Origin of the sequence: Microcystis sp. M49636_WE2 (assembly GCF_030065375.1) — a bacterium.
Taxonomy (GTDB): Bacteria; Cyanobacteriota; Cyanobacteriia; order Cyanobacteriales; family Microcystaceae; genus Microcystis; species Microcystis aeruginosa_C.
Genome location: NZ_JASJFG010000384.1, coordinates 1 through 1,683, shown reverse-complemented (window position 1 = coordinate 1,683; position 1,683 = coordinate 1). Strand labels below are relative to the sequence as shown.

The window sequence follows — 1,683 nt, the reverse complement described above, 5'->3', positions numbered from 1 at the left end:
TTGATTTTTATTGCTGCCCTGTTCCAAGCGTAAATCTTTTAGGGAATCCTCGATCGCATCTAAGCGAGATTGCAGATTTTTAATATCTTCATCGGGATAATGGCGAAATTTATCCCGCACTTCATCTAATTCTGATTCTACTAAAGATAATTCTAAGCGCCATTGGTGAATATTAGCTTGATAATTATCCACTTCTTGCCAAAAATCTAAGACCCGTTTATCCATTTCTTTGACTGTGGAAGATAAGCGAATGGCCGCTTCTTCCACATCGGCCATTCCTGCTTTGTTCATCCAGTCTTGTACCTCTAAATAAGCTTGGCTATTTTCCTGTAATTCCTGGCCACAAATACATTTTTTCCGCTCTAATAATTGTTGGACAAATTGCTGTTTAATACCACTGGGTAATTCCCCTTGTTGTCGTAGGCGATCGATTAATTGCTGAAAATTTTGATTAATTCCTTTTAAAAAGACTTGATAAGCTTGCTGGGAAATTAATTTCTTTAACTTATCCTTAGTTCTGACTAAATCTTGCCGCAGATTTCTTTCCTGTTGTTCTAATTTTTCTTTTAACTGTTTTAATTCCTCGGCACCACTTAACTCTAATAAGCGATTAGTCACGGCTTTTTTTAATTCTTCCTGCTGGGATAACTGGTTAATAATATCCTGCTGACGCTGTTTTAATTTCTCGAAATCCTGCTCAATTTTACTTTCCTGTTTCAATAACTTTTTTAAATCCGATTCACCTAAATCTTTAAGATCATCTTGTAAAGATTTTTTGGCTTTTTTTAAATGCTCGATCGCTCTGTCTAATACTTTAACTCCCAATAATTCTTTTGTATCCTCGGCGATTTTACCTTGGCTACTACTGCGGAATTGATGATCGATATATTCTCCATCAAAAAAGAAATAACGGTGTAAACTTTCGGGTAAAATTTGATTAATAATATCCTCTGGTGGTTGATTGGGTGTGTACCAATTGCCATCATCACCAGCGTAGAGCATATACAAACTATTTGAACCGTATTTAATTTTACTATTTACATCTTGGTAGGCGAAAAATTTTCGTTTTACCTGATAGCGTTTATTTTCATGTTCAAAGTTTACTTCTGCCGAACATTCTATGGAAGTTCCCGTGGTTACTTCGGTAATTGACCGTTTATTAACTAATAACTCTGGTTCGGCAAAAGCTGCTGTAAATTTTTCATACAGTACCCAAGTACAAGCATTTAAAATTGTTGTTTTTCCCGCCCCATTATTGCCATAAATTACTGTTGTATTGCGAGAACTTGCTGCTAAATGTATCTCAGGAGTCTTACCATAAAATTGTCGAAAATTACATAACTTTATTGATAGTAGTTTCATAGTTAGAGTGAGGGGATGATGGGGAAGTGGGAATTATGAATTATAAATTATGAAGTGGGGAGAAGGGAGAGGGGAGAATAAATAAAACCAATCTCCTAACTACTGACTCCTAACTCCTGTCTCCTGACTCCTGACTCCTGATAGCTAAAAGCTAATTATTGGATTACTTCTTTAATAATTGTTAAAACATCATCATTGATATTGCGAGGATTGCGCTGGTATAACTTATCTCTTTCCAATTTTAAAACTCGATCGATGATTTTTCGCACATCTTCGGGAGCGTTTAAAATCGGTTCTTGGATATTTTGGAGATTATTATCA

General features: G+C 35.5%; 1 protein-coding gene. It reads right to left on the bottom strand.

Annotated elements, in window-relative coordinates; translation table 11 throughout:
• On the bottom strand, positions 1-1,362 hold a 1,362-nt coding region (locus tag PX484_RS09260; protein ID WP_288103578.1), incomplete at its 3' end, for an AAA family ATPase.
• Between the last annotated feature and the right edge of the window lie 321 nt (positions 1,363-1,683).